The following is a 629-nucleotide window of genomic DNA, read 5'->3' as shown; positions in this document are numbered from 1 at the left end:
TTGCATTGCAGGTTAATCTTTAATGGGAAGGTTCCTCCTTCTGTGTATAAGAGAACCCTGTCGCTACGCTCCGGAACCTCTTATACACAGAAGGAGGGGACTCATATACAGTCAAGAAATTGCACTTCTATCTTGAATGTATACAAAAAAGAAACCACCATTCCCAAATTCACCATTTATTTTCCCGAATTGCCTTGGCATATATGAAATAAAGTTGTAATTTTGCATACAAGAAAAACAACAAACAGAAAAACATTATTAACCAACTTAAAAACTCAAATATCATGACAAAGAAATTCATTTGCTCAGTTTGCGGATACATCCACGAAGGTACAGAGGCTCCGGAGCAGTGCCCATTGTGCAAAGCTCCTGCATCAAAGTTCACAGAAGTAGACGAGAGCGCTGAGGCTGATTTCGCCACAGTTCACAAAATCGGCGAGGCAAAGGCATCCGGTGCCGACGAGGAGATGATCAAGGACCTCAACGCGCACTTTAACGGTGAGTGCACAGAGGTTGGCATGTATCTCGCCATGTCACGCCAGGCTGACCGCGAGGGCTACCCTGAGATTGCTGAGGCTTTCAAGCGCTACGCATTCGAAGAGGCTGAGCACGCTGCCAAGTTCGCAGAG

Annotated in this window: 1 protein-coding gene; it reads left to right on the top strand. The window is 45.6% G+C overall.

Annotated features, from left to right (window positions below; genetic code table 11):
* Positions 1-284: 284 nt before the first annotated feature.
* On the top strand, positions 285-629 hold a 345-nt coding region (locus HPS57_RS14230; protein WP_305849722.1), incomplete at its 3' end, for a rubredoxin-like domain-containing protein.

The sequence above is a fragment of the Palleniella intestinalis genome, from assembly GCF_013166595.1.
In the GTDB taxonomy this organism is placed as follows: domain Bacteria; phylum Bacteroidota; class Bacteroidia; order Bacteroidales; family Bacteroidaceae; genus Prevotella; species Prevotella intestinalis.
This window is presented reverse-complemented; position numbering and strand designations above follow the sequence as displayed.